Consider the following 19,865-nt stretch of genomic DNA (forward strand, 5'->3'; position numbering starts at 1 on the left):
AATTTGTTTGTTTATTTGTTGTTTACGAATTTACATCTTTCGGCTTATAAAACACTAAACCAATTGCAGAAAATATAACGACTGCCACTGCGCCGATTACATTAAGCCAGAGGAAAGAAATGATATCCAACTGGTAAACGGCAATTACAGTAATTTCTGATACAATGGCAGAAATAAATACATTCGCGCCGTTGATTTTCTTATAATAAAATGCAACCAGAAAAATCCCTAAAATCGGGCCGTAGAAAAGAGACCCCAATACATTCACCGCTTCGATAAGCGAACCCATTTGCGTGGCAAACATGGCTACCCCGATGGAGAAAATGCCCCAGGCCAAAGTGTGCAGGCGACTGTATTTCAATTCGGTTTTCTCATCAGGAATATCTTTTCTGAATATCAGATGAACATCTTTTAATGAGCAGGCGGCGAGGGAGTTCAGTGCTGCCGAAATGGAACCCCAGCTTGCCAGAAAAATGACGGCAAACAGTAAACCGATCATTCCTACAGGCAGGTTATTTTTTACGAAATACAGGAAAATGTAATTCGTATCCGTTTTCTCTGCATTATAATTTGATTTATTAATTGCTTCCTCTACCCTTCCGTGCAATGCTTTTACCTCAGTTTGCGTATTTTTAAAATCCTGAATTGTTTTGTTGAGCCGGGGAGAATGAGTTTCTTTTAGCTTTAAAATTTCTTTTGATTCTGCGTTAAATTTTATTTGCAAATCCTGATGTTCTTTTTCAAAAACCGCAGCCTGTTCAGGTTTTGTTTCCTTTAAATACTGATAAGAACGTTCATTAAAATAAATCGGAGCCGGTTTCAGAGAAAAGAACGCGAAAAGCAGGGCACCGATCAGGAGAATGGCAAACTGCATCGGAATTTTAACCAATCCGTTCAACAGCAAACCCATTTTTGCATTGGTATTGTCTTTGGCCGTAATATACCTCCCGACCTGACTCTGGTCCGTCCCGAAGTAAGAAAGAGCCAGGAAAAAACCGCCAATCAATCCACTCCAGATATTGTATTTGTCTTTCCAGTCGAATTCTGTGGTAATGACATTGAGCTTGCCTGATTTCCCCGCCAGATACAACGCATCCTTAAAACCGATTCCGTTCGGCATATTCTCGATAAGCAGATACCCAGCAAAAGCCATTGTTCCCAAAATAATGAGAAACTGCAATTTTTGCGTGTGAGCGATCGCTTTTGCACCGCCAACATAGGTATAAATCAACAGAATGCCGCCCGTTAAAACATTGGTCAAATAAATATTCCAGTTTAAAACGCTTGATAAGATGATACTCGGCGCGTAAATGCTGATTCCTGTTGACAAACCCCTGGAAAAAAGAAAAAGCAATGAAGTGAGTACCCTTGTTTTCTTATCAAAACGGTTTTCTAAATATTCATAGGCCGTATACACATTCAGGCGCTGAAAAATAGGGATGAAGGTAATACAGATAACGATCATCGCCAAAGGCAAACCAAAGTAATACTGAACGAAACGCATACCGTCAGTATAGGCCTGGCCCGGTGCTGAAAGAAATGTAATGGCACTAGCCTGCGTAGCCATAATACCTATCAGCACAATGTACCACGGCATTTTATTATCTGCCTTCAGGTAGGATTCGTTGTTTTTTTGGCCCCGGCCGATGAATACGCCGTAAACCACCACTGCAACCAGTGTAAAAATGAGAACTGTCCAATCTATATTACTCATGCCCAGAATTTAGTAAACCAATAATAAAATGCGATCTGGAATACTAATGCTACTGCTAATAGTATGTACCAGATATTCCAGTTTTTAAGTTGTTTGTTCATCAGTTTTTCTGTGCACTTAAAAAATTAAAAAATAAACGTGCCGCCCCCACATTCCCTGAAGGCAGCTGTCTGAAAAATGCCAACGGCGTATAGATAAAATTACCCTTACCGTATTTGGCATATAAAGTAGATCCCTGAAGAGGCTCTTCATCGGTATCGTGCATTTCAAAAAGCGGTTCATACGCTGCATCCCATTGTGCAGGGAAATAGGCACCACGCTCCTGCACCCAGCCTTTAAAATCATCCGGAGTAATTTTGTTTGGAAAGTTCAGTAACTTATGATCAGGGTTTAAAAACGTAACCGCAGCATTTTCTTCGGTAACCCGTTTATTGGCAATACTGAAATTGTATATCCCCAATTTATCAACGGTTGTATCCTGGTTGGTGTTATACTGCATCACCAGATTACCTCCTGTTTTTACATAAGACCATAGAAAAGGCATCCAGCGACCCAGTTTTTTCTCTGTGTTATTAGCGCGAACCCCAAGTACGATGGCATCGTATTGCGACAGCTTGCTCTGACTCCCGTTTCCGGCAGACTCATCTATATTGCCATAAAAATCTTCATCTTTCAGGACGTCTACCTGGATACCTGCAATGCGTAGGAAGTCAGGAATGAAATCACCTGCACCTTCTATATACCCCACTTTTTTAACCTTCGCCTGAATATCGCCTTTCATGACGGTTACAGTGGCAGGTGCAAAATATTGTAAGGAAGGTAAATGCGGATACTGAATTAATATTTGCTTTTTATTATACGTAACTCCATCTGCAACAAAATTGGCTTCCAGTTGCAAGCGGGATGAATTAATTGAAGCCAGTTTCGTTTTTGGAATAACATAATCGATGGTAGTATCTTTTCCATTGAGCGAACTAATATCCGCGTTACCTACTCGCTCTCCGTTATACATGAGATTGAGGATACCTTTATTGAAGTTTTTGCTGGAATTCACCTTAACATTTAAACTCAAATGCAAATCTTCATTTTCTTTAACCACATACAGGGGTTGTATAAATTTCAGTTCCAATGCTGGAACAATACGCAGGCCTTCGACCACATCACCACGTACCGGATCTAATTTCTTAAAAGATAAAGGAAGTTTAACCCGAAACTTTTCCGAGCCTATTTTTAAACCAAGCAACACATTCAGGGATGACTCCGCCTCAGGCAAACCAATTAAAGTATCATTCGGAACAGAGAAAGTTGCTGCGTTGGCGGGAGGTTTTGCCAACCAGTAAGGTTCTGTAAGTGCCGCATCTGCAGGAATCTGAATGTTATGCTGAATGGTAATTAAAGAATCTTTTGACAGTTTTCTATTGAAGCTTTCTGATTGATGTAACCATTGTACATTTTCTAAAACAACAGGATCAGCAGCTCTTGAAATCAGATTTAACCTGAAATTATAATGGTCCCCGGCTACGGCCTCGGCCTGATTCGTCACCACCTCGCCCATAAATCCGGCACAGCTCAGAATGATATGGTCGAGAGATTTAATTTTATCCTTTTTCAGGTCTGCATCCTGAACTGCCATAACCTTTTTTCGTAAGGCAAGCAAAGCGGGTAAACTCAGATCAGGATTATTGAAATTGAAGGTAGAAATAATTTGATCTAAGGCCAGGTCAATGTCAGCGTTTCCTTTTGAGGTCCAGGTTTTAACGACTCCGTCAAAAAGTGTTGCTTTTGCAGGCTCTCCGATAACATGAGAAAAATATTCAGTTCTGATTCCGGCTACAGACTGTGTTCCTGCTCCCTGGCTTTTATGTAGGCTTCTGCTTAATCCTGCCAGTTCACCATAGCCCATTCCCAGCAGCGGATCATATTGCCCAACGGTAATTTTCAGTTGATTTTCAGAAGTTGTATTAACCCCACCAAACCGGAAAGTATTCCACAATACGCGTTTGGGTTGCCATACATTCACATATTTTAATTGATCCGGAAAAGCAGTTTTATCACCTGCCAGCCTGAAGGCTTTTTCCGCAACCACGGCCGAAGCCGCATGTTGTCCGTGGCCTGCTGCTGCAGTTGGAGGAAATCGACAAATGATAACATCCGGACGGAATTGACGGATGCCCCAAACTACGTCAGCGATAATGCTATTTTCATCCCATTGTTTGAAAGTATCGGTCGTATTTTTAGAAAACCCGAAATCAATGGCCCGGGTAAAAAACTGTTGGGCACCGTCTAATTTTCTTGCCTCCAAAAGCTCATGCGTTCTGATTAAACCCAATGCAGCTCCCTGCTCTGTCCCTAATAAATTCTGCCCCCCATCACCTCTTGTCAAAGACAAGTAGCCCGTTTCTACATTCTGATCGTTGATTAGCCACGAAAGCAATCCTGTATTTTCATCATCGGGATGAGCCGCAAGGTATAAAACTTTAGGGAGATGTTTAAGTGTTTTGAGTTCACGGTAAATTTCAGATGATTGGGAAGGCCGAACCTGTTGGGCCGAACAAAAAACCGTATAAAAGCCAAGAATAAATACAGCGCTTACTTTTTTGAACATTTAAATTTGCTTTGCGACAAATATAAGTAAATCATCTTTCTTGCAAACGTAAAAGAATCACACTGTGAATTTCACAAAAAAATGTTTGAATTTTTATTAAACCACAAACCGAAGAGGTTTAAATGATAAAACTTTTGTGATTTTTTGGTTAAGTTTAAACACACTTATGAATGAATTAGAATTCAAAGAAAATGTAAACTCTTTATTTTTTTTCTCATTGTATTCTGCGTAAGATAAATATAATTAAACATGCAAAATGTGGCTGCCGCTCCGAAAGTATGCCATAAAAAGTGGGTTCCGAAACTCAACCACCCCCACTGATCAGCGATACGGAAAATAAGTGCGAAAACAAACGACAATAAAGCAAAACCCACCCATTTTCCGGCTTTCCACTTTGTATACATCAAGTACCTTACTACCGAGAAAAGTACAAATGAAGCCATGATCGCATAATTGATGTTGATAAAGAGAGCAACGTTATCGACCAAAATCCAATTTCTCAAACCCAACATAAGGATCACATAGACAATAACCATTACAACAGCATAGTACCATCTGGTGCTCTTTGCTATAAAATAAAATCCGGCAGACAGACAAAGCAGCATAATGGGCATCCAATCCATCATGACAAATACCGGCCATTGCCTGAAAGAATGGTAAATAGTTCCGCCTATTGCACCAATGTACAATAAAACTAAACAGTAGGTTAAAAAAGGATATTCTTTAAAACGACCCTTCAATTTAATGGTCCAGAAAATGGCTATGGCTAAAAAAAATACAGCAGTTATTGCATTGAAAGGCTCAGGAAAAAACTGAGCCATATCGGTTTCTTTGTATAACATGCCTCCATCCGGAGGTATTGAGTTTACGAGCATTTTGTATTTACTATATACTTCTCCTAAATATAGAAAAAATATGGCATTATTAAATTCAATAGCGTCACGCTCATTGCCCATTCATACATTACAAATTTAAACGTACTACCAAAATTCCCTGATCATCTTTATGGTAATTTTTTGTAGTATTAAATTTCAATTATAAGATTCCACAAAAAAATACTTTCAGTCTTTCAAATACTAAAATAAAAATCCGAGAAAGTATACCTTCTCGGATCTATTTATTCGTTAGTGATAAAAGTCAAAATTAGCCATTCAATTCTTTTTTTATCATCATTAACCATTCTAAAGCATCATTAGAGTTTTCAAAATAACGATTAGCTTCATCTCCAACTTCTTGCCAGTAAGAAAGTATATCACCAATTAACCCGTCAATATCTATTTTTAGACTATCAATCTTTTGATGATTATTTAACTCTTTATGTTTTAAAACATAATTTGAGACAATTTGTTCATCCGTAAGATCTTCAAAATCTACATCTGGAAAATATCCTACAAAAAACTGAAATAGATTTGGATAATCTTTTTTAAATTCATTTTATTTTATTTTGGAAATGCTGTTAATATAAAATAATTTCCACTACCATTAGATTTAAGTACTATTCTTGCATTATTTAATTCGTTAATAATACCAGTATTTCTCATGATTCCTCGGCCTATATTATTCACTCCATTATACTCTAAAACTAAGTTATCCACGGAGTTACTGCCTTTTAGCCAAGATTTAATTGCCGTTCGATTGCTTCTTATTGTCGATCTAATAACCGATTCCGCTACTGCTTCATTAGTAAAGGTACTAGCCTCCGCTGGTGCGGGCGTAACGCTCGTTGCCATTCACATCACAAATTTAAATCTATTTCCAGAATTTTCTGGTCATCATTACAGTAGTTTCTTACACTACCATATTTCCATTTGTATATTTCTGTTATAAGGCTACTTTCAGGCCCATTAATCTTAAATACTAAAATAAAATCCGAGAAAGTGTACCTTCTCGGATTTTTATATAGATTGTTAGTCTTTATTCGGGCACGAGCGTGACGCTCGCGCCAGCAGAGGGAAGTTTTTTTGTTATCTGTTCCGAAGTTGCAAATTTTGGAGAGCAGCGTTATTCAAACCTATATAAGGATCTGTTAAAATTAATCTTCTTTTTAAATTATCTGGTAACCCATTTAATGACTTATCATCATCTATTATAATTAAATCATCAGGATCAATTTTATTATCATTTATCCATTTTTCTATTTCCTCTCTTCTTGAAAATTTGGAATCTAATTTTAAATTCATAATAGATATTTCTTTAAATTTAATATTTCTCCTCTGAAAAATATTTTCCCATTCTTGAATATCAAATCTAAATCTATGTGAAGTTGATAAAATTATTTCTAAATCATCAATTGAATTTATAACATCAATAGCATTTGCATTAAATTTATAAAATCCATCTTCTTCCATCTCCACTTTTTTATATGGATTAGCGTGAACCATTACACCATCAATGTCTAAAAAAAGCCTCATAACAAAATTTATTAAAGTAAAATGCAGCCAAAATCCTTAGGATTAAATCCTTTCGGCCAAATTGTAGTTTCATTATATACCGCTCCTCTAAATATTGCTTCCTCTATTTCTAAACAACACATATCTGCTCCGGATAAATTTGCATTACTAAAATCCGCAGAATTAATATTGGCATTATTTAGATTTGCTTTTTGTAATTTTGCGTGTCTAAAATCACATCTGTAAGCTGTTGCATTTGATAAATCTGCATTCATTAATAAGGTGTCACGTAAATCCGCGGTAATTAAATTTACAAAAGATAAATCTGCATTTCTCAAATCTGAATTATAAAGAAGTGCTCCTCGTAAATTGGATTTATGAAAAATCACACCTTTCAATTCAACATTTTCAAGCTTAACTCTATGTAAATCTAAATTATCCAAAATAGCACCTTTTAAGCTATTATAAGGAACATCTATTTCATTATTATTTTCACAATAAATTTTCATAATTATAATTTTATCGTTGCCCCCAATCAGTTGGGTCTACTTTGGTATCTTTTACAGGAGCAACTCTAGATTGTTGACTTGGGGATAAAGTTCCTGGCACTTGCTCTGGTTCCACACCTGTTAATTTCCCTGCAACGTATCTATGATTTCCTTCAACTATAACACCTTCACTTGTAACTTTTATAGGAGGTGCTACATCTCCGTTCATTATTCTTCCTACATAATTTTCAACTACGGGTCCTGAAACGACCCCTTGTGTTGTTTTCAAACTTGAATCTTGTAGCGCTTGAGTAACCGATTCCTGCGTTACTGTTATTGATTTAGAAGTGGATGCTTCTCCAGCTGCAGTTGCTTTACCTATTAAATTTCCAGCACCCTTCAATCCCGCAGTGACAGTTGCATCAATTACTTTTTGTGTCAAATCACTCCCGGCTTCTCTTCCCGCTGCATTAACTCCCTTTGTAGCTGCTGTATATCCAATACTGGCTGCAGATACCATTGGTGAAAAAGTTTTGGCTACGCTTTTTAGCATATTGGTTTGAGCTCCTATAGGATCTTTTGCCATTGCTTTGCTTGCTGCATTTATACTGTTTATTGGATGTCTGACAAAATTAGCGGTTCCTTGAACTGTTGCTTTTGCTCCTTGATATAAACCAGAATAATACGCTTTAGTAAGTTCCCATAATTTTCCACAGCACTGTTGTGCTTCTCTACCATCTGGATCAACAAACATTATAGGATTATCTAATGCATAGGTATAAGGTGAAAATCTTCTCGACTTTTCTGCCAATTCGTCTTCTACCCCCCATCTACCAATATCCGGCATATACATTCTCGCTCCATAATCATACATACCCGTCTCTTGCAGCTCCTTACCATTGTACTTATAATTCTTATAAGCACTTGGACTAAAAAAGGAGAATCCCGTTTTTAAATGGTTCATTCCAAATGGATAATAATCATTAGCATCTGTAATCTCAAGAGCGCCTGTGCTGTTTCTTGCGAAACTTATCCGTACATTTCCCAAATGATCTTTATACTGGTAAATATACTGATCTTTTCCATAATCATAAAATCCTTCTGCGGTTGGGAAAAACTGAAGCTCAGGATTCTTTGCTCCTAAACCGGGAACAACATTTAAAGTCTCTGCAGAATAAGCTTCCATTTCCAAAGCCCTGCTCGTTTCCAGATTTGCAGTAAACATTTCCGTGCTTCCTCCATTATTTCCGGATCCTGTTACATTTATATATTGAAATCCATCAAGATAATCTGTAGTTTCTGTAGAAGAAGTTGTGCCCGTTATTCCAACAAGTGTTTTTACGACTTGTTTTCTCAGCTTTGTCCCATCTGATCCGTACTTGGTCGTAATATCAGTATATGCCTGACTTGAACCAACAGATATTGCATTGGGCAGATTTAAATAATTGTATACTATTCCATTGATTTGTTTATCTGCCATATTGATCATATTCCCATTAACATCATATCCTATGGGAAGTCCTGTTGTTCATTCATAACCAGTCTTGTTACCACTGTTATCTTTTATGGTAGTGGCCCTGTTTCCTGAATAAGTATATTCTAAATCATCAATTTTTGTGGCAATTGTCCCTTGCAGAACTGAGGTTCTATAAAGATTGGTGATATTTCCATTCAAATCATACGTTAAAGATTCTGTATTTTCTTTGCTGTTAGGGTTATTTGGGTTTTGATAATATCCTGCTGCTGCAATAATCTTGTTCTGTTTCCATATATAAAACAGAACAAGATAAAAACCACCGCTTTCACAGTAGCTTTCTTTTTCGGGGGTACAAGCGTGACCCTTGCGGCAGCAATGGGATTATTTTACATAGTATAATCCTTTAAGGTTTTCTGTAGTATATATCTTTATTTCTTTTTCTTCACAAATTTTTGTATCTGTAAACATGTAACAACTTATTACATAGGGTGCAGTACTTGTATTAGTCAAAGGATTTTTATCCTTATCATAAGGACGATATAGATTTAATATAAAATTAAAGATTCTCCAATTTTGATTTTTTTGTATTTATTAATCACTTTATCTTTTGGCTGTTTTGAAACAATTTTATATTTCTGATCACCTCGCCCAAAATAAATAATATCATAAGAATTAAGACTCTCTATTTTATAAATCTTTGAATGGACTTAGCCCTTGGTTATATGCTAAGAATATTTAATCTATTAGAAGATATTTTATATTTATCAACAGTTTGAAAAAGGGGAAGTCTTCAAAAACAGGGAAGTTTACCATTGAAAATAATAATTACAAAGTTTGTTAGCTCAAATTTTGATTTATTCCAATACTAACATATGAGGATAGTCAAAATATTCTATATATAATTTGCTTTCCTTTTCATTGTAACAAACACCAATGTAATCATATCCATCTTTCTGATTAATAAGAAATTTTCTTCCATTGGATAAGCTTATTTTTATATTTCCATTTTTTTTCTCAAATGCAGCAAATCTTTGACCATAATGATTCTTATTTGAAATTTTAGGAAATTTTGTCTCATATCCATTATTTAATTTCAAGCTTTTGTCGAAAAAACAATTATACTGGAACATCAATATAATTTCAGATTCTTTTTTAGGTATTAATTTTTTAGCATCGGTAAGGTATTCATCAACTTCAGATTTCTTTTCCGAATCTAAATTCTCATATTTCTCATATAATATTACTTTTTTAGTTTGGCATGAAACAAGAGTTAAAATAAAAAAACTAATTATTAAAAATATTCTTCTATTAATTTCCATTTTGGTTTTGATTTGATTTTTGTTGTTCTTTTTCTTTTCTATCCCTATTCTCACTGATAATCTTAATATGATTTTGCATACTAGTTGATTGAGAAGAGGTTAAATCTGTTCCTGAACTATTACGCAGCTCTACCTTGTTATTTTCGCCAGAATTCATAAGATTATTTGCATTTGCTTTCAAACCCTTTATTATCTTCAGGGCGTTTTATAATTAAAAATTAGAGTACTGAAATTTCAATACTCTAATTTTTTATCAATTTTAAACTTATTAAACTGATTCCTTCAATTATATTTTTCGGTTTGGCATTGACTTTAATGTTATCTAAAGCCAACCAATTATATCTTCTTTCCCTTTCCCAATTGGGAGTAAATATTGTACTTTATTATTCTCAACTTTAACATAAATTTTATCTTTTATATTACTGTTTTCTAAAATATAAACATCCTTAGTAGCTCCATCTATGTTAGGTTTTTCTCCTTTATATTGATCATAATCTGTAATAATAAATTCGGAGTTGTATTTTTTAAGATTCTTTAGTATTGGAATATATAATTTCAAATATTCTGCTGGCTTATCTTTATAATAAGACTTGCAAAATTCATTAACACTACTATTCCTCAACTCTTCAAAAAAAGTTGCAAAAATAGGATTTTTATATTGTTGTTCTACTTTAGAGCAACTAAAGCAGGATAAAGCAACAAATACTAAACTATAAACTAATTTTCTTATCATTATCTTTATTTTTATTTCTAGATGTAGTTGAACCTTCTGGAGATTTACCTTTACGAATATTTTCATTTTGTTTACGTAAATCCTCCCCTAAATTACCAGGATTAGTACCTCCTCCATTCGGCCAAGTTGATTTAGTTTTGGGAAGATTTATTCCTGCTGCTGCTGCACAGTTTATAACAAAATCTGTACAATTATTAGTATTTAGGTCATATTTTGTATTTTTCTTTGATTCAACAAAATCTAAAATATCATTAAAATTTTTCTCATTAATAGGTCTTGTTTGTACAACTTCTTGTTCATGTCCCAAGTTATCTTTTATTTTTCCATCAGCCTCCGAAGCTAATGGATTTACAGATTGAGGATATGGATAAAAACCAAATGTCTTAGAATCCGTTGTTCCATCAGTATTTTTTCTATTTAAAGTTATAAATGCATGCCCTGAATCATTAGGTTCATATACATCTCTATCTCCTCCTTTTCCTGGCTGATCTACATGAATTACTAATTGATAGCTTTTACCTTTTTTACCATTGTCAAAAGCTTCTCGGACTTTATTCATATCAATAGCCTCTAAACCTTCTAATTCTCTATGTGAAACAACCTTGTTCTCAGAGAAGTTGTAATGCGATTGATAGGCATATTTCTCACTCAACGGGTCGACATTGAAGAATCTCCCCATCGCAGAGTCATAATTTCTCCATTTATAAGAACTCCATCCTGTTTCCATTTGTTTTTCTTGTCCTTGAGAAGAGTACTTATAGTTGGGTGATATTGAAAGAGAAGTTCCTAAATAATCTCCAAACTCCAATCCGAATGAATAATAATCGGTTACCCGATCAATTTTCGGGTTTCCGGAAGCATCTTTGTAATACGCCAGTCTGATGTTTCCTACCTGATCTGTATAGTTGTAAATATACTTATTCTGAACGAAATCAAAATACCCTTCTGAAGTAGGCACAAAACTCAGTTTATCATTGGTATATTGAAAGCCATCAAGATAATCCGTTTTTTCAACCGTTTCCATTTGGCCTCTACCAGATCCATAAGTGTATACTTTTCTCAGTTTAACTCCCTCCGCATTATATAAGTATCTTGTATTCACATTATAATCCAGAACTCCCGGATTCAGGTCTCGAGGTAGATAGGTTTTGTCGAACTTGACATAATCGGGCAGATTCAGGTAATTGTAATCTATCTTCAGAATCCCCTCCGCTGGCGCGAGCGTCATACTCGTTGCCATTCACATCACAAATTTAAATTTATTTCCAGAATTTTCTGGTCATCATTACCGTAGTTTCTTCACTACCATATTTCCATTTGTATATTTCTGTTACAAAGCTACTTTCAGGCCCATTAATCTTAAATACTAAAAATCCGAGAAAGTGTACCTTCTCGGATCTATTTATTCTTTAGTGATAAAAGTCAAAATTAGCCATTCAATTCTTTTTTTATTATCATTAACCATTCTAAAGCATCATTAGAGTTTTCAAAATAACGATTAGCTTCATCTCCAACTTCTTGCCAGTAAGAGTCACTGTTCTCAATGAGAATAAGTAATTGAGTTTTTTGGCTTAAGGTTGTAATGTTGCAGAACTGCGGATAAACTTAACCGTTGTTTGATTGTGGAGATTTCCATAAAAGAAAAATATTTTATTTTTTTTGATGTTACTATCAGATATAAAAGTATCTTTTTGTTTTCAATTTGCAAAATATTATCAGATTTTTTATATCCTTTAATTTCATATTTTTGATATAATATTTAATTATTAAGAACTTTTATATCTTTTTAGAGATGAATATAGGAAGTATTATAACTACATTAAGAGACAAGAACGGCTTCTCCCAAAGCGATTTGGCAGATAAAAGCGAGGTGTCTCGTGTAATGATCGGCAAGTACGAAAGAGGGGAAGCTATTCCTTCTGTTGATACTGCGAAAAAAATTGCAGATGCTCTTGGCGTAAGTTTAGATTATTTGGTTGGTGAGACCAATCAGGTTTCCTTTGATAAAAGAACCGTAGAAAGAATTAAGGATTTGGAACAATTAGAAGAGAGTAAAAAACAAACGCTCTACGATTTGATAGATACATACATTCGGGATTGTAAAACTAGAAAAGCATATTCGTAAAAATATTGCAATAAAATAACAACAAAGCCACCGCAATCGCGGTGGCTTTGTTGTTATTTTATTGTTCTTTTTCTTTATATCGTGTAAGGGTTAATACACCTTCGTAATTACTTCGCTTTGTTCCCTGCAAAATAATAGTATCCTTACTATAATAAAGTATTTTACTGGTATTCTTATGATAAGAACCACTTACCGGATTTCTCTCAGAATCTATACTAACGACCGAATCGTTTATAATAAACCATTTTTCAGGATTGTATATATCACTTCTTGGGATTGTATCTAAATTCTTAGTAGTATAATTATTGATATATTGGATTTGTCGTCCATCTTTGAAAAATTCTTTTACTCTATAAGGGTAAAATGAATGATCTTCGTCAATACTATAACAATACCATTTTTTACTGTTATCACCTGCAAAAGCTGACTGTATTTTATCTTGTTTACTTTCTTTACATGAAAAAACAATAAAAACTAAAAAAAGTAAACTAATCTTGAGGTTGTTTAATATCTTCATAGGGTACTGGTTTATAATATGTGTCTCCTACCTGAGGTGTTATTGTAGGTAAAGTACTTCCACCTGAATATAAGTTTATATATACACCTCCTGTATTTTTTTCATTGTATGTATCAATCATGTTCATAAGATTAGTTCCATACTTGGATTCTTTATCTACCGCGTTAAGAACACGTAATCCAAAAGCTGCGGCTTGCCCTGCCCGATAACTTTCTGTTGTCTTTCCAAAATCTGGATTCATAGCTTCATTTAAGTAAACTTTTGCATGTAATTCAAAAGTATAATCTCCCTTGAAATTTTCATTTTTATGCCCAAACTTTCCTCCTTCATGGTTTAATGTAGACCGGATGTTATAGGCATTATCATAATCGCCTCCTTTTAAAACTGTCGTATTAAAGAAAATATTTCCTCGTCCATTTGTGTGAGCATCTCCCTTAGAGTATGTTCCTACACCTACATAACCTCCAATTCCTTTTTCTCCTGCATAATGTGCTAAAACTTTTGAAACAGCTGTTATAGTTCCTTTCTTGCTGTAATCTAATTGTGAAAGACTTGCAGCTCCTGTATTACCATTTAATTGAGATAATTTTGTAGCAGAACTATTAGTATGCACAACAACATTATTCGTTTTTTTATTATCAGTTCCAATATAACGACCAAATTTATTAAAGTGATCATCAACAGGAGCTCTTCCGTCGGGGTCGATAAACCTCATAGGATTATTAAACGCATAATTATAAGGACTATGCCTTGTCATCTTTTCGGCAAGAGGATCCACCACACCCCATCTTCCAATATCCGGCATATACATCCTCGCTCCATAATCATACATACCAGTCTCTTGGAGTTCTTTCCTGTTGTACTTTTAGTTCTTATAAGCATCAGTATACATAAAAGCCAACTTTAAAGCTGGCTTTTTATCTTGAACTTATATCTTGTTATTCATCATCTTCTAAATTTTCATATTTATAGTCTGTTAAAACTAAAATTCCAAAATACTTCCATTCAAACTCATCTTGATAATTAATCCTTAATATTAATGTTTTTTTTGTTTTTTGAAGAACTTCAATAGAATTAATTATTTTATGGTGTGAAGGGTATTTTCCATAAGGAGAAGAAGCAATAAAACTTTTGGAATTTTCTTTTGATAAATTAAATTCATCAAATATTCCTAATTTGACTTTTTCTTGAGATTTAAAATTTTCAGATTTTAAGCATATTATTTTTTGAAAAACTTTATTTATATCATCATATTTAAATAAACTTTCTTTTTCAGAATCATATTTCAAATATTCATATTTCATTTTAGAAATATCTTGCTTAAAATAATCAAATACTCCTAAATTAACTTTTTCATTATTTAATATTCCCGATTTATATGTTACAATAATAGGTCTATAAAATTCTAAAATTTGAGCTTTTACGGGGATAGCAAAGCTCAGAATTATTATACACAAAGGAATAAGATTAATTTTTTTTCTCATTTTTATCTTTTTTTGCATCTTCTCTTACTTTAACAAGTTGGTTTATAATTGTCTCTGCAGGAGACCCTGGAGTAGTTGGAGCTGTTAATCTAAAAGCAGAAGATCCATATTTTGTATGATCTTGATCAACATCTCCTGTAGCATCTTCTATGTGAGACTTTATTTCATGATAAATAGTTTCTGCTAAATCATAATTATTATATCCAATAGTTTTTGAATTTCCTTCATCATCCATATGTGTTGCACTGTATCTTGAATCACTACTATTTTCTTTAAAATAATTTTCATTTAAAGAAACTAAATGAACTTTTTTATCTCCTGATTTGGATATGTCTAAATTGTTAAATTCCGAAGAATTAGAATAACCTTCAGGTATTGATACTTTCCCATCCTTAGCAAGCCCCATTGATTTTATATCATTAATTGCTTCTGCTACTGTAGATGAGCTAAAACCAAAGTTTTTAGAATTTATATAAATATCTTCTGTTTTACTGGTTCCATATTTATCCCATAACCTTCTGCCTTCTGCTGTCTTATAAAGTATTTCTTTTGAAGCTTTAAAAGATCCATTGGCTGTTAAAATAATAATATCTTTTCCTTGCTTTCCGTCGGGATCAATAAATCTCAGTGGATTGTTAAATGCATAAGTATAAGGACTCCAACGCCTAGCTTTTTCCACCAACGGATCCACCACTCCCCATCTTCCCAAGTCAGGCATATACATCCTCGCCCCATAATCATACATACCCGTCTCCTGAAGTTCCTTTCCATTGTACTTATAATAATAAGTAACCTCATAAAATACGAGGTTACTTATTATCCACCACACAATGCAATCGTGCGGGAGAGAGGTTTATAAGTTTGTATTAAATGTTTTTGCACTCTCAATAAATGTTTGAAGATTATCTTTTTTTATATTATAAAACAATATTTTATATTTTCCATTTGTGTATAACTTCGATACTCTTCCATTATGTCCTTCATAGAGATAATTTTCGTTATATTTTCTTTTATCCCAATATTCTCCTATATATTTTAAAACTTCATTATAATCAATATCTTTTAATTCCCAATTCTCAGATTCCTGTCCTTCATTTTTATAAGAAGAGTAAATATAAAATATCTGCTTGTCATCATATTCAAAGAAAAAATTATTACTTTTTACATTCCAGTTAACAATATTTTTAGGTAACGTTATTGAAAAGTGCGTTGTGTAATATATGTCTTGATCAGCTGAAGCATTAACTTTATTAATATATTTAAGTTTATTTTCATTGCTACCATAATCGAATACCATACTATTATTATTGATACTATTTTTTGACACATCTATATAAGATACACAAGAACTCATCAACAAAACCAATAAAACACAGATTGAATATTTCATAATTATTTATTTACTTTTTCCATTGCTTTTTTAAATGCTGAATAATCTATTGTAATAATAGAACCTCCTGAATTATAAAATCCTACTGTAGGAGAATATGTATTAGGAGAAGGTGTTCCTCCTATTTGACCTGGAGGCAATGATCCTGGGATTTCCGTCCAACCCAAAACCATAGATGGCTGATTTCCCTGCATATTTTTAGGATCTGTATCTTTGCCTGCTCCCATTGAAGGTGTTGGTTTTCCGTAAGCAACCACATTACCTTCACTGTCATAATCAAGAGGGTGTAAGTGCGCATCAGAAGCAACAGTATCACCTTTGTCTCGTAAATCTTTTTTAGCTTCGGCCCATGCTTTTGGTCCTACTTCTCCAGTCTTTTCACCTGTTACAGTTTTTGATGATTTTCCATTCTGCCCAAAATAAAACCCTTTCTCAGTACCTGTTTTGTCTGTTTTACCAAAAGCATATATATCATCGATCTGTTTAATCTGGTCATTAGTTATCTGATTAACAACATAACCATTGTTTATTGCAGCATCTGTATCAGCTTCCTTTTTACTAGTAGTTAATACTATTTTCTTATCCGTTTTACCATCTTCAACATGTTTTGTGAGTTGCCCTTTCAAATTGTAGTAATCAGTAAGAGGAGCTCTACCATCTGGATCTATAAACCTAATCGGATTATTAAAAGCATAATTATAAGGACTATGACGACGCATCATTTCCGCTAAAGGATCTACCACACCCCATCTTCCAATATCCGGCATATACATCCTTGCCCCGTAATCATACATCCCAGTCTCCTGCAATTCCTTGCCGTTGTACTTGTAGTTCTTATAAGCACTTGGACTAAAAAAGGAGAATCCCGTTTTTAAATGGTTCATCCCAAATGGATAATAATCATTAGCATCTGTAATCTCAAGAGCGCCTGTGCTGTTTCTTGCGAAACTTATCCTTACATTTCCTAAATGATCTTTATACTGGTAAATATACTGATCTTTTCCATAATCATAAAATCCTTCTGCGGTTGGGAAAAACTGAAGCTCAGGATTCTTTGCCCCTAAACCGGGAACAACATTTAAAGTCTCTGCAGAATAGGCCTCCATTTCCAAAGCCTTGCTCGTTTCCAGACTGGCAGCAAACATTTCTGAACCTCCTCCATTATTTCCGGATCCTGTTATATTTATATATTGAAATCCATCAAGATAATCTGTAGTTTCCGTAGAAGAAGTTGTGCCCGTTATTCCAACAAGTGTTTTTACTACTTGTTTTCTCAGCTTTGTCCCATCTGATCCGTACTTTGTAGTAATATCAGTATATGCCTGACTAGAACCAACAGATATTGCATTGGGCAGATTTAAATAATTATACACTATTCCATTGATTTGTTTATCCGCCATATTGATCATATTCCCATTAGTATCATATCCTATAGGAAGTCCTGATGTCCCTTCATAACCAGTCTTGTTACCACTGTTATCTTTTATGGTAGTGGCCCGGTTTCCTGAATAAGTATATTCTAAATCATCAATTTTTGTGGCAATTGTCCCTTGCAGAACTGAGGTTCTATAAAGATTGGTGATATTTCCATTCAAATCATACGTTAAAGATTCTGTATTTTCTTTGCTGTTGGGGTTATTTGGATTTTGATAATATCCTGCTGTTAATCTGTTCAGCTTATCATAAACATATCCATATCTCTTAGGAGTAAGAGAAGGATTGGCTCCGATTGTTTCCACTGCCCTCCAATCTACTTCTGCGATATTCCCATTGTATTTTGCCTCAACATTTTTTCCGGAGAATAAGACTGGATCCGGATTAGTGATTCCTTCTTTCTGATTGTATTTGATTCTATAAGCAAAAAGTTTCCCTCCTAAATCAGCTACAGACATCTGGTTTTTATTGATTTCTGTCAGCCAACCTCTGATATTGTAATTGTAATCGATGCTTTGGAGATTGTTTCCTACTTTTTTATTGCTTAACTGTGAAAGTTCATTATAGGTATTGTCCGTTAATAATTCTTCGGGGTTGCTATCTACCTGATGGAAATGTTGTTTTAGCCTGTTTCCATTATCATAAACAAAACGTTCTTTTATTTTGACTTCTGTTTCAGTTGGAGTTCTTTTATGATAAGTATAACTTTCTGTTGCTAATCCTGAAAAATCAAGTTTAGACTCCTTATTGGTGTAACCTTCTAAATGATTAGTAGTTTTTGTAGCAATCTGCCTTCCTTTGAAATCATAATAATGATATGTTTTGGTCCATTTATCATCTTCTATATTTTTTAGATAAGAAGCTGTTTTCAAACTTTTGGTAGAAGTTGTATTACCGGTTCCAAATGTTGCTAATAAAACATACTGGTCAAGAATTTTTTCAGGAATAACGGAAGGAGCATCACGCGGATAAGAATCATAATAGTTTACTGATAAAACAACAAAATTCGATGTTGGATAGGCCAGCTTATCATAGTAAATATCAATTCCCTGTTGATTAAAAAAGGTTGAAGTCCTTTTTTCATTATTGGAAGTATTTGTGGTTAAAGTATTTAGCGTATTCTGTAAAGACTGCCTTGTTGCAGTGCTGGAAAAGAATCCAGTATAAACAACCCTATTAAACTCATCATACTTAGTAAATATCCAGCCTTTACTGCCAAAGTTATTGTTTACAGTCCCTAAAACAGCATCCTGGTAAAGTACTACTCTGTCTTGTTTGTCATAAATGGTCAATTCCCAGCCTTTCCCAGGAAGCTTTTTTTCAACTTCCCTTCCTTGCCCGTCATAGCGGTATTGGTAGCACAGTGTATTTAAAATATCAGCAGTAACTTTATTTGCATTTTGCACAATTTGTTGTACTGCTTTTGGAGGGATGACAAACGCTTTTTGCCCATATTCATTGTACACATAATAGGTATCAATATTTTGTGTTCCATCTGTTCTTCGGATAAGAATCGTTTGTCCGCGACCATTGGTAAATTGAGTTACAGGATTTCCATCTTCATCCGTTATTGTATTTTTATAAAAACTACCCAGTCCATAGAATCCAAGGCTACCTACAGGTAATGCAGTTGAAATAGTTGTAACATTACTAACTGTGCTTGTTGAAGTAGTAGTGACAAACTTTATAACTTCATTTGCAGCATTAGTGCCATAGCTGAATGTTTGCGTATGTCCTGCTCCAAGTTTCCAGGCATCACCAGGATTTGCCTGTTGTAAAACCCGGTCTAAAGGGGATTTTTCAAGCTCTTTCTCACTGTATGCATTGGATACTCCGTAATAAGAGTTAGCGGTATTTTCATTGGTAACTCCAGAATGAATATTCCCATTCAATGTATTAATTGGAGTAGGTAAAATATTTTTTGTCTGTCTTCCAAATCCATCATACGTGACTGGAGTAACCATATCTTTGCCAGAAGGAGTTGCTTTAATGCTAACTATTTGTTTGGCTCTTCCTAATCCATCAAAGTAAGTAACCGTTTCTGATGTTTTTGCATTTGTAGTTGTGGGATCTGCTAAATAAGTTTTAGAATACACATAGTTTTCTGAATTACTCTGTGCATAAAGCGTTCCAGCTACAAACACTAACCCCAGCAATAACCACTTTTTTGTTATTAAATATCTATTCAT

At 34.3% G+C, this 19,865-nt stretch carries 18 protein-coding genes and 2 pseudogenes; 1 reads left to right on the plus strand and 19 read right to left on the minus strand.

Going from position 1 to position 19,865, the window contains the following annotated elements:
- Nucleotides 1–22: 22 nt before the first annotated feature.
- The 12 genes from MTQ00_RS08195 to MTQ00_RS08250 all read right to left on the minus strand — a co-directional run bounded on the left by MTQ00_RS08195 (nucleotide 23) and on the right by MTQ00_RS08250 (nucleotide 11,966).
- Nucleotides 23–1,714, minus strand: a complete 1,692-nt coding sequence (locus MTQ00_RS08195; RefSeq protein WP_273648399.1) for a sodium:solute symporter — start codon at nucleotides 1,712–1,714, stop codon at nucleotides 23–25.
- A 100-nt stretch (nucleotides 1,715–1,814) separates the two neighbouring features.
- Nucleotides 1,815–4,319 (minus strand): PIG-L family deacetylase, encoded by a 2,505-nt coding sequence (locus MTQ00_RS08200; RefSeq protein WP_273648400.1) that lies wholly within the window; start codon nucleotides 4,317–4,319, stop codon nucleotides 1,815–1,817.
- Between the two features lie 182 nt (nucleotides 4,320–4,501).
- Nucleotides 4,502–5,275, minus strand: coding sequence for a hypothetical protein (locus tag MTQ00_RS08205; RefSeq protein WP_273648401.1), 774 nt, complete (start codon nucleotides 5,273–5,275; stop codon nucleotides 4,502–4,504).
- A gap of 483 nt (nucleotides 5,276–5,758) precedes the next feature.
- The gene (locus tag MTQ00_RS08210; RefSeq protein ID WP_273648402.1) at nucleotides 5,759–6,049 is read right to left on the minus strand and encodes an RNase A-like domain-containing protein; all 291 of its coding nucleotides are present in this window, start codon (nucleotides 6,047–6,049) and stop codon (nucleotides 5,759–5,761) included.
- A gap of 234 nt (nucleotides 6,050–6,283) precedes the next feature.
- Complete coding sequence (locus MTQ00_RS08215; protein ID WP_273648403.1) at nucleotides 6,284–6,730, minus strand: HAD domain-containing protein; 447 nt, start codon at nucleotides 6,728–6,730, stop codon at nucleotides 6,284–6,286.
- 11 nt (nucleotides 6,731–6,741) lie between these two features.
- The gene (locus MTQ00_RS08220) at nucleotides 6,742–7,218 is read right to left on the minus strand and encodes a pentapeptide repeat-containing protein (protein WP_273648404.1); all 477 of its coding nucleotides are present in this window, start codon (nucleotides 7,216–7,218) and stop codon (nucleotides 6,742–6,744) included.
- A 10-nt stretch (nucleotides 7,219–7,228) separates the two neighbouring features.
- A complete protein-coding gene (locus tag MTQ00_RS08225; RefSeq protein WP_273648405.1) occupies nucleotides 7,229–8,677 on the minus strand; it encodes an RHS repeat-associated core domain-containing protein in 1,449 nt (482 codons plus the stop codon).
- A gap of 48 nt (nucleotides 8,678–8,725) precedes the next feature.
- Entirely contained in the window at nucleotides 8,726–8,872 is a 147-nt protein-coding gene (locus tag MTQ00_RS08230; RefSeq protein ID WP_273648406.1) for a hypothetical protein, read from the minus strand.
- A gap of 656 nt (nucleotides 8,873–9,528) precedes the next feature.
- Nucleotides 9,529–9,993, minus strand: coding sequence for a hypothetical protein (locus tag MTQ00_RS08235; RefSeq protein ID WP_273648407.1), 465 nt, complete (start codon nucleotides 9,991–9,993; stop codon nucleotides 9,529–9,531).
- Nucleotides 9,983–10,174 (minus strand): hypothetical protein, encoded by a 192-nt coding sequence (locus MTQ00_RS08240; RefSeq protein WP_273648408.1) that lies wholly within the window; start codon nucleotides 10,172–10,174, stop codon nucleotides 9,983–9,985. Before MTQ00_RS08240 ends, MTQ00_RS08235 begins: the two co-directional genes overlap by 11 nt.
- A gap of 141 nt (nucleotides 10,175–10,315) precedes the next feature.
- Nucleotides 10,316–10,726 (minus strand): hypothetical protein, encoded by a 411-nt coding sequence (locus MTQ00_RS08245; protein ID WP_273648409.1) that lies wholly within the window; start codon nucleotides 10,724–10,726, stop codon nucleotides 10,316–10,318.
- Nucleotides 10,704–11,966, minus strand: coding sequence for an RHS repeat-associated core domain-containing protein (locus MTQ00_RS08250; RefSeq protein WP_273648410.1), 1,263 nt, complete (start codon nucleotides 11,964–11,966; stop codon nucleotides 10,704–10,706). The genes MTQ00_RS08245 and MTQ00_RS08250 overlap by 23 nt, the downstream gene beginning before the upstream one ends.
- Nucleotides 11,967–12,518: 552 nt before the next feature.
- On the opposite strand from MTQ00_RS08250, the gene MTQ00_RS08255 reads away from it, so the two are divergent.
- Entirely contained in the window at nucleotides 12,519–12,851 is a 333-nt protein-coding gene (locus MTQ00_RS08255) for a helix-turn-helix domain-containing protein (RefSeq protein WP_273648411.1), read from the plus strand.
- A gap of 58 nt (nucleotides 12,852–12,909) precedes the next feature.
- On the opposite strand, the gene MTQ00_RS08260 is transcribed toward MTQ00_RS08255, so the two are convergent.
- From MTQ00_RS08260 to MTQ00_RS08290, 7 genes and pseudogenes are all read right to left on the minus strand, one after another.
- Nucleotides 12,910–13,368: a hypothetical protein gene (locus tag MTQ00_RS08260; protein WP_273648412.1), complete on the minus strand. Its 459-nt coding sequence runs from the start codon at nucleotides 13,366–13,368 to the stop codon at nucleotides 12,910–12,912.
- Nucleotides 13,340–14,074 (minus strand): hypothetical protein, encoded by a 735-nt coding sequence (locus MTQ00_RS08265; protein ID WP_442868074.1) that lies wholly within the window; start codon nucleotides 14,072–14,074, stop codon nucleotides 13,340–13,342. The genes MTQ00_RS08260 and MTQ00_RS08265 overlap by 29 nt, the downstream gene beginning before the upstream one ends.
- Nucleotides 14,053–14,233 (minus strand): annotated as a pseudogene (locus MTQ00_RS08270) (RHS repeat domain-containing protein); the annotation flags it as partial. The gene MTQ00_RS08265 and the pseudogene MTQ00_RS08270, both read right to left, overlap by 22 nt.
- A 73-nt stretch (nucleotides 14,234–14,306) precedes the next feature.
- A complete protein-coding gene (locus tag MTQ00_RS08275) occupies nucleotides 14,307–14,852 on the minus strand; it encodes a hypothetical protein (RefSeq protein ID WP_273648413.1) in 546 nt (181 codons plus the stop codon).
- A 601-nt stretch (nucleotides 14,853–15,453) separates the two neighbouring features.
- Nucleotides 15,454–15,639: pseudogene (locus MTQ00_RS22380) on the minus strand (RHS repeat-associated core domain-containing protein); the annotation flags it as partial.
- A 66-nt stretch (nucleotides 15,640–15,705) separates the two neighbouring features.
- The gene (locus tag MTQ00_RS08285; RefSeq protein ID WP_273648415.1) at nucleotides 15,706–16,242 is read right to left on the minus strand and encodes a hypothetical protein; all 537 of its coding nucleotides are present in this window, start codon (nucleotides 16,240–16,242) and stop codon (nucleotides 15,706–15,708) included.
- Nucleotides 16,243–16,244: 2 nt separating this feature from the next.
- Nucleotides 16,245–19,865 carry a DUF6443 domain-containing protein gene (locus MTQ00_RS08290; RefSeq protein WP_273648416.1) on the minus strand — a complete coding sequence of 1,207 codons (3,621 nt, stop codon included), beginning with the start codon at nucleotides 19,863–19,865 and terminating at the stop codon, nucleotides 16,245–16,247.

The organism is Chryseobacterium sp. B21-037 (assembly GCF_028570785.1).
Lineage (GTDB): Bacteria > Bacteroidota > Bacteroidia > Flavobacteriales > Weeksellaceae > Chryseobacterium > Chryseobacterium proteolyticum.

What these genes read in the sequence shown, in the direction of transcription:
- MTQ00_RS08195 (WP_273648399.1), bottom strand. Translation starts at nt 1,714, where the DNA reads ATGAGTAATATAGATTGGACAGTTCTCATTTTTACACTGGTTGCAGTG.
- MTQ00_RS08200 (WP_273648400.1), bottom strand. Translation starts at nt 4,319, where the DNA reads ATGTTCAAAAAAGTAAGCGCTGTATTTATTCTTGGCTTTTATACGGTT.
- MTQ00_RS08205 (WP_273648401.1), bottom strand. Translation starts at nt 5,275, where the DNA reads ATGGGCAATGAGCGTGACGCTATTGAATTTAATAATGCCATATTTTTT.
- MTQ00_RS08210 (WP_273648402.1), bottom strand. Translation starts at nt 6,049, where the DNA reads ATGGCAACGAGCGTTACGCCCGCACCAGCGGAGGCTAGTACCTTTACT.
- MTQ00_RS08215 (WP_273648403.1), bottom strand. Translation starts at nt 6,730, where the DNA reads ATGAGGCTTTTTTTAGACATTGATGGTGTAATGGTTCACGCTAATCCA.
- MTQ00_RS08220 (WP_273648404.1), bottom strand. Translation starts at nt 7,218, where the DNA reads ATGAAAATTTATTGTGAAAATAATAATGAAATAGATGTTCCTTATAAT.
- MTQ00_RS08225 (WP_273648405.1), bottom strand. Translation starts at nt 8,677, where the DNA reads ATGGCAGATAAACAAATCAATGGAATAGTATACAATTATTTAAATCTG.
- MTQ00_RS08235 (WP_273648407.1), bottom strand. Translation starts at nt 9,993, where the DNA reads ATGGAAATTAATAGAAGAATATTTTTAATAATTAGTTTTTTTATTTTA.
- MTQ00_RS08245 (WP_273648409.1), bottom strand. Translation starts at nt 10,726, where the DNA reads ATGATAAGAAAATTAGTTTATAGTTTAGTATTTGTTGCTTTATCCTGC.
- MTQ00_RS08250 (WP_273648410.1), bottom strand. Translation starts at nt 11,966, where the DNA reads ATGGCAACGAGTATGACGCTCGCGCCAGCGGAGGGGATTCTGAAGATA.
- MTQ00_RS08255 (WP_273648411.1), top strand. Translation starts at nt 12,519, where the DNA reads ATGAATATAGGAAGTATTATAACTACATTAAGAGACAAGAACGGCTTC.
- MTQ00_RS08260 (WP_273648412.1), bottom strand. Translation starts at nt 13,368, where the DNA reads ATGAAGATATTAAACAACCTCAAGATTAGTTTACTTTTTTTAGTTTTT.
- MTQ00_RS08275 (WP_273648413.1), bottom strand. Translation starts at nt 14,852, where the DNA reads ATGAGAAAAAAAATTAATCTTATTCCTTTGTGTATAATAATTCTGAGC.
- MTQ00_RS08285 (WP_273648415.1), bottom strand. Translation starts at nt 16,242, where the DNA reads ATGAAATATTCAATCTGTGTTTTATTGGTTTTGTTGATGAGTTCTTGT.
- MTQ00_RS08290 (WP_273648416.1), bottom strand. Translation starts at nt 19,865, where the DNA reads ATGAATAGATATTTAATAACAAAAAAGTGGTTATTGCTGGGGTTAGTG.